The 6,716-nt window shown below is 69.2% G+C and carries 6 protein-coding genes and 4 pseudogenes; 7 read left to right on the forward strand and 3 right to left on the reverse strand.

Features of this window, described 5'->3' with window-relative positions:
* Positions 1-126 precede the first annotated feature (126 nt).
* From GOACH_RS22035 to GOACH_RS24570, 3 genes and pseudogenes are all read left to right on the forward strand, one after another.
* The gene (locus tag GOACH_RS22035; protein WP_005180194.1) at positions 127-1,476 is read left to right on the forward strand and encodes a Mu transposase domain-containing protein; all 1,350 of its coding nucleotides are present in this window, start codon (positions 127-129) and stop codon (positions 1,474-1,476) included.
* A pseudogene (locus GOACH_RS22040) lies at positions 1,473-1,706 on the forward strand (IS21-like element helper ATPase IstB); the annotation flags it as partial. The gene GOACH_RS22035 and the pseudogene GOACH_RS22040, both read left to right, overlap by 4 nt.
* A 148-nt stretch (positions 1,707-1,854) precedes the next feature.
* Positions 1,855-2,670 (forward strand): annotated as a pseudogene (locus GOACH_RS24570) (DUF4158 domain-containing protein); the annotation flags it as partial.
* A 57-nt stretch (positions 2,671-2,727) separates the two neighbouring features.
* On the opposite strand, the pseudogene merB reads toward GOACH_RS24570, so the two are convergent.
* The 3 genes and pseudogenes from merB to merA all read right to left on the reverse strand — a co-directional run.
* Positions 2,728-3,303, reverse strand: a pseudogene (merB, locus tag GOACH_RS24575) (organomercurial lyase); the annotation flags it as partial.
* Positions 3,188-3,610 (reverse strand): MerR family transcriptional regulator, encoded by a 423-nt coding sequence (locus GOACH_RS22050; RefSeq protein ID WP_005180202.1) that lies wholly within the window; start codon positions 3,608-3,610, stop codon positions 3,188-3,190. The pseudogene merB and the gene GOACH_RS22050, both read right to left, overlap by 116 nt.
* Before the next feature lie 22 nt (positions 3,611-3,632).
* Positions 3,633-5,069, reverse strand: a complete 1,437-nt coding sequence (gene merA, locus GOACH_RS22055) for a mercury(II) reductase (protein WP_004018625.1) — start codon at positions 5,067-5,069, stop codon at positions 3,633-3,635.
* A gap of 122 nt (positions 5,070-5,191) precedes the next feature.
* On the opposite strand from merA, the gene GOACH_RS22060 reads away from it, so the two are divergent.
* The 4 genes and pseudogenes from GOACH_RS22060 to GOACH_RS22075 form a co-directional block, all read left to right on the forward strand.
* Positions 5,192-5,578 (forward strand): ArsR/SmtB family transcription factor, encoded by a 387-nt coding sequence (locus GOACH_RS22060; RefSeq protein ID WP_004018626.1) that lies wholly within the window; start codon positions 5,192-5,194, stop codon positions 5,576-5,578.
* Complete coding sequence (gene merT / locus GOACH_RS22065) at positions 5,575-5,898, forward strand: mercuric ion transporter MerT (RefSeq protein ID WP_005180211.1); 324 nt, start codon at positions 5,575-5,577, stop codon at positions 5,896-5,898. Before GOACH_RS22060 ends, merT begins: the two co-directional genes overlap by 4 nt.
* 86 nt (positions 5,899-5,984) lie before the next feature.
* Positions 5,985-6,500, forward strand: coding sequence for a TlpA family protein disulfide reductase (locus GOACH_RS22070; RefSeq protein ID WP_005180213.1), 516 nt, complete (start codon positions 5,985-5,987; stop codon positions 6,498-6,500).
* Positions 6,500-6,716, forward strand: a pseudogene (locus tag GOACH_RS22075) (cytochrome c biogenesis CcdA family protein); the annotation flags it as partial. The gene GOACH_RS22070 and the pseudogene GOACH_RS22075, both read left to right, overlap by 1 nt.

Here is a 6,716-nt window from a genome sequence, read left to right on the forward strand (position 1 = left end):
TCATCGAAATTCCCCAGTGATGCTCATCTGAATTCCCCACCCGTGTGGCACCGCCAGAGTAGGCGGGCCTCCCGTGATGCTGATGGTCTCTGACCACTCACCAACTATCTCGGGAGGCCCGCTTTCATGTTGACACGGGAGAACGATGTGGAAGTACATGCACTACACAAACGGGGGTGGACGATCTCGGCGATCGCCCGCCACACCGGGCACGACAGGAAAACCATTCGCGCCTACCTCAAGGGTGAGCGCAGCCCGGGCGAGCGTAAGAAGTCGGCGGCGGATCCGTTCGAGCCGTTCCTGGCCTACGTCACCGCGCGTCTGGTTGAGGACCCACATCTGTGGTCACGGACGTTGTGCGACGAACTCGAGGACCTCGGCTACACCCAGTCCTATCCGACATTGACCCGCCAGATCCGGCAACGTGGCCTGCGTCCGACATGTGAGGCGTGCGCCCTGGTGACGGAGCGGGCGAACGCGGTCGTCGAGCATCCGCCGGGTGAGGAGACGCAATGGGATTGGGTGGAGTTACCGAACCCGCCGGACGAATGGGGTTGGGGTTCAACAGCATTCCTGCTTGTCGGGTCGTTGGCGCATTCCGGCAAATGGCGGGGCTACCTGGCGCCGGATATGACTCGCCCGCAGGTGATCGCCGGGATCGACCGCATCACCCGCCGACTCGGCGGGGTCACCAAGTCGTGGCGATTTGACCGGATGGCGACGGTTTGCCACCCGTCGACCGGCGCGTTGACCGCCGAGTTCGCTGACGTGGCCAAGTATTACGGGGTCTCGGTCGATGTGTGCCCACCTCGCAGAGGCAATCGCAAGGGTGTGGTGGAGAAGTCCAATCACACTGCTGCACAACGCTGGTGGCGCACCCTTCCCGACGAGACGACACCCGAACAAGCGCAAACCAGCTGCGACACCTTCTGCCGCACCCGCTCGGATGCACGGATGCGCCCGACCTCTGATGGTCGGGCGAGTGTGATCATGGTGGCCGCTCGCGAACCGCTCAGCGCCCCACCAGCGGCTCCGTATCCGGCCACGCTCACCGAGATGCGCACGGTATCGCGCCAGGCGCTGGTGGCGTGGCGCGGCAACCAGTACTCGGTGCCGCCGGAGGTGGCGATGAGTGAAGTCACCGTGAGCGAGCGGCTCGGGGACGGACACATCGACATCGCCACCGATTCGGGCATCGTGATCGCGCGGCACCGCCTCGCCACGCCCGGGTCGGGCGCCCAAGTGCGTGATCACGGGCATGTCGTCGCGCTGGAGACCCTGGCCAAAGCCGGCGCCTCCAGCAGCCGTCGGCCGCATCGCCGCAAAGAACGTATCCCACCCGGCCAGGCCGCCCGAGACGCCGCAAACACACTGCGCCACAACACAACCAACACCGACGATACCGGCCCGCAGGCATCGATCATCGACATGAGCGTGTACGAACGCGCCGCACAGAACAGGACCCACCTCCCATGACCACCAACACCAACACCGACACCGACACCGACAATGCTGGGCTGGACTCTTCGAATAGTGTTGGGCCACAGTCACAATCAGCGATCTCGGTCTACCAGCAACTACGCGGACATCTCGCCGTCCTCAAACTCGACGCCGCAGCCGAAGCCCTGCCCCAAGTCTTGGCGGCCGCCAGCGAGCACGAGTGGTCGATGACCCAGACTCTCGAGCACCTGCTGGGCATCGAGGTCGGGGTCCCGGTAGTAATGGCGCAAAAAACAACGAAGTTCGCGTAGTGCCTGGTCAGCGGCGATTTCTCGGTTCGGGCTGCGGGCCGGGGTGGTTGGTGCTTGGCTTGTCTGCCGATGAGGTTGGTCGGCGTGTTGGAGGCTGGGGTTCGTGGCGACGCGGGTATTCGCGGACGAGGAGTTGCAGCGCCTGCGGGAGTTCCCGGAGATCAGTCGTGAGGAGTTGTTCCGGTACTTCACGCTGACCCCGGCGGATCTGGCGTTTGTTGCTCCGCAGGGCAGGGGCCCTGCGGTCCGTCTGGGCCTGGCGGTGGCGTTGTGCACCTTGCCGTGGCTGGGGTTCGTGCCGGACAAGGTGCCGTCGGCGCCGCCGGTGGCGGTGGCCCGGCTGGCGGATCAGCTGAATATCGATGCAGCGCAGCTTCGTTCGTATGGCAAGCGGGCGCAGACGCGGACCGAGCATGTGCGGCTGGTGGCCCAGTATCTGGGGTGGCGGCCTGCCGGGGCGATGGAGTTGAAGGAGCTGGATGAGTTTCTGCTGGCGCGGGCGATGGAGCACGATTCGCCGACGCTGTTGTTCCGGCTGGCGTGTGAGTACCTGATCTCGGCGCGGGTGATCCGGCCGGGCCCGGAAACGGTGGTCCGCCGGGTCGCGCACGCTCGCACGCGGGCGCAGCGGGAGACCTACGACCGGTTGGCGCGCGAGTTCACGCCGCAGCGGTGTAAGGAACTGGATGCGTTGCTGGTCGTCGACCCGTCGATCGAGATGTCGCGGTTGCGGTGGTTGTCGACCGGCCCGGTGGAGGCGTCGGCGACCGCGGTGAAGGCCGAGGTCGAGAAGCTGGTGTTCCTGCGCAACCTGGGCGCGGATGAGCTGGACATGTCGGTGCTGCCGGCGGAGCGGCGGCGGTTCCTGGCGACGGTGGGCCGCCGCTTGACGGGCCAAGCCCTCGAACGCCGGGATCCGGTCGGGGTCGACGAAGGCCACCATCGCGGTGGCCGGTTCCAGGTCGCTGACCCCGGTGACGGGGTCGATGGTCAGGCGCACGGTGGTGCCCGTGATCGGGCAGTCGGATTCGATGCAGGCGGGTGCGCCGATGACGGCGGGGAAGATGAGGGTGTCGGGGGCACACCAGGTGTAGAGCTGGTGGCCACCGACGCTGAACCGGTGCGGGGTCGGGTTGAGGGTCAGGCCCCAGCCGACGATCCGGCCGGCCTCGTCGTATTCGACGTCGGCGCCGATCGGCGTCTGCGCGGGGTCGAGGTCGGGCACTCCCGCGGCGGCGGCGAGTTCGGTGACGGTGACCGGGGTGCCGTGGGCGAGCAGCCGCAGCGCGGCGCGCATCAGCGCCCGGTCCCGGCCGGCGGGCAGGATCTTGGCGAAAACGTCGGCAGTGAGGTTGTCGGTACTCATGGGATCGGACTCCTCGAGGGCGATCGGACAGTGACGGTGCCGACGGTAGGGTCTGTCCCCGGGGTGAGGGTCAAGCCCGTAGCTCGCATCCGCACGGGTCACCGGCCCAGCACAGGTCGTCGGTGGCCAGATGCGCACGGTGTGCGGTTTCGAAGGCGTCGATGCGGTCGAGGATCTGCTCGGCATCGGCGATGCGCTGGCGCAGCCGCTGCCGCGACCGCTGCAGCAGCTCGGCGAGATGGGCGCCGACCGAACGGCCGTGGTCGTCACGGTCGGTGGAGGTGAGCTGGCAGATCTCGGCGATGGTGAGCCCGAGGCCGCGCAGCTCGCCGATGAACCGCACGCACCACTCCGCGTCGTCGGTGTAGAGGCGGTAGCTGGCCGGGCTGCGGCCCAGGGTGTAGATCAGGCCGAGGTCGGTGTACTCGCGCAGCGCCTTCACCGGCACCCCGGTGCGGGCCGAGAGGTCCCCGATCGTCATGTGTCCGTTCATCACTGCCTCCCGTCCGACGGCGTCAGCCTGCGCAGCAGGACAGTTTGGTGACGTCGGTGGTGAAAGTCTGCGCGGTCAGTTTCAGCGCTTCGGCCATGGTCAGGTACGGCGCCCAGGTGTGGGCGAGCCGGTCGACGGTCAGACCCGCGGTCATCGCATAGGTGGCGGCGGTGATCAGGTCCCCGGCGCCGTCGCTGAGGGCGTGCACGCCCATGATCCGGCCGGTGCCGGCTTCGGCGACGATCTTGACCAGGCCGCGGGTGTCCCGGTTGACCAGCGCCCGCGGCACGCTCGACAACCCCAGCACCCGGCACTGGCAGGCCAGCCCGGCCGCGGCGGCTTGCGCGTCGGTCAGTCCGACCGAGGCGATCGCGGGGCTGGTGAACGTCACGCGCGGCACCGTGGTGTAGTCCAGGACGCGATCGGCACCGGCCAGGGCGTTGTCGGCGACCAGGGTGCCCTGCGCGGCGGCCACGTACACGAACTGCGGATCCCCGGCCACGTCCCCGGCCGCCCAGATGCGCGGATTGCTGCTGCGCTGGCGGTCGTCGACCACGACCGCGCCCCGCTCGTCGACGGCGACGCCGACCGCATCCAGGCCCAGCCCGGCGGTGTTGGGGCGGCGGCCGGTGGCCATCAGCACCTGCTCGGCCCGCAGCTCGGTGCTGGCGCCGCCGCCGGTGCGCACGGTCACCACCTTGTGCCCGTCGTCGGCGAGGACCTTCTCGACGGTGGCGGTGGTGAGCACGTCGATGCGCTCGTGGGCGAAGACGGCCTCGAGCGCGGCCGAGATTTCCGGTTCCTCACCCGAGGTCAGCCGGCTACGCGCGATCACCGTGACCTTGCTGCCCAGGCGGGCGAACAGCTGGGCCTGCTCGAGCCCCACATAGCCCGCACCCACCACGATCAGCGACTCCGGCAGCTGCTGGAGGTCCATGGCGGTGGTCGAGGTCAGATACCCGGCCTCAACGAGGCCGTCGATCGGCGGAGCCCAGGGCGCGGCACCGGTGGCGATCAGATACTGGTCGGCCTCGATCACCCGTACACCGCCCTCGGCGCGCGCGACCCGCAGCACGGGTGCCTCGGCGCTGCCGTCGAACACCGCGGTGCCGGAGACGATCTCCCACCCGTAGTCGGCGGCCAGGTCGACATACTTCTCCGCCTGCAGCTGCCCGACCAGCGCGTCCTTGCCCGCGATCAGGGCGGGGAAATCCAGCGGCACCTCGGCGGGGGTGAGCCCGGGGAACCGGCCCGCCGCCTCGGCGGCGTGGCGGGCCTCGGCGGCGGCCAGCAGCGCCTTCGAGGGCACACACCCGACGTTCACGCACGTGCCCCCGACCGTCCCGCGCTCCACCATCACCACCCGTTTGCCGAGGTTGACCGCGGCGATGGCGGCGGCGAACGCCGCCGAGCCGGAACCGATGATCGCCAGATCGGCGCGGGAATCTGTCAAGGTCACGAGGGTGCCTCCTGGTCGGGCAACCGCTGAACCGACAACGGCTGCTATTCGTGTTGACGAATATCTACCGGAACCATATTATGCGCTTATCCGAATAGTTCAAGTCTCGTGGAGGCGATCCCATGGCCCGGTCCACCACCGCCACTGTCACCGTGCCCGGTGCCGAGTCGGCGTGTACGCATCTGGATACGACGGCGAAGTTTTTTCGCGCCCTGTCGGATCCGACCCGGCTCAAGCTCCTCGAATTCATCCTCGCCGGGGAGCGCACCTCCGCCGACTGCGTCGAACACGCCGGCATCTCGCAGCCCCGGGTGTCGGTACACCTGTCCTGCCTGGCCGACTGCGGGTATGTCCTCGCGCGCCGCGACGGGAAGAAACTGCGGTACTCCGTGGGTGATCCGCGGGTAGCTGACCTGGTGATGCTGGCGCGGTCGCTGGCGGCCGACAACTCCGCCGCGCTGGGCTGCTGCCCGCGCATCCCCGCCGCGGACGGTAGTGGGCGGCGATGAACACACCCGACAACAAGGCGATGAACACACCCGACAACGACTCGGGCGGGTTCGGTGGTCTGCTCGCAGTGGCCGGTGGCGTGCTGGTGATGGTCGCCTGCTGCGCCGGTCCCGCCCTGATCGCCGGCGGCGTGCTCGCCGGTCTCGGCGGTGTCTTGACCAGCCCGTGGCTGCTTGCCGCAGGCGTGCTGGTCGTGGCCGCCGCCGTCGGCTACACCCTGCGGCGCCGCGCCCGTAAGGCCACGGGGTGTTGTCCGCCCCGACCCGGATCCCCTCGGTCGGCTCCGGCCGACCGCGACCGGACGGAAACCCCGGCATGACCGTCTCGAACTCTGACACCCCGATGAGCGGTCGCGAGACCGCGCTGACACTCCCTCGCCCCCGCACGAAAGGCCACTGTCCTCGAATGGCCACTCTGCCACGCTTTCGCCGCCCCGCCCTCGCCGCCGCCGCGCTGGCGCTGTCCGCAGCCCTGGCCCTCACCGGGTGCACCTCGACCGACACGACGGCGCAGGATCCGGTGGCGCCGGTGCAGGTCGACACCGTCACCGGCACCTCCATCAGCGTGCCCGGTGACAAGCCGACCGCGTTGTTCTTCTTCTCCGTCGGCTGCGGCGAATGCGTGGGCGGCGCGAAATCGGTGGCGCAGGCGGCCGGACAACTCGGCGACAAGGCGTCGTTCGTGCTGGTCGACATGGATCCGGGTGAATCCGCGCAGACGGTGGCCGGGTTCCAGGACTTCACCGGCACCCAGGCGCTGCCCGCCGTGATCGACACCGGCGCCACCCTCACCACACGACTCTCGGTGGCGTCGCTCTCGACGCTGGTCGTGGTCGATCCGGCGGGCAAGGTCACCTACCGCGCCACCGACCCGTCCGCCGACCAGATCACCACCGCACTGCGCGACGCGGGAGCGGCGTGATGGGCGGACTGCTGGCGCTGGCGTTCACCGCCGGGATGCTCGCCCCGGTCAACCCGTGCGGATTCGCGCTGCTGCCCGCCTGGATCACCCACACCCTCGGCGACACCACCACCGACGCGTTCCCGGTCCGCATGGCGCGCGCCCTGCGCGCCGGGACCGCGCTCACCCTCGGATTCGCGGGCACCCTCGCCGCGGCGGGCCTGGCCGTCAGCGCCG

It is taken from the genome of Gordonia aichiensis NBRC 108223 (assembly GCF_000332975.1).
In the GTDB taxonomy this organism is placed as follows: Bacteria; Actinomycetota; Actinomycetes; order Mycobacteriales; family Mycobacteriaceae; genus Gordonia; species Gordonia aichiensis.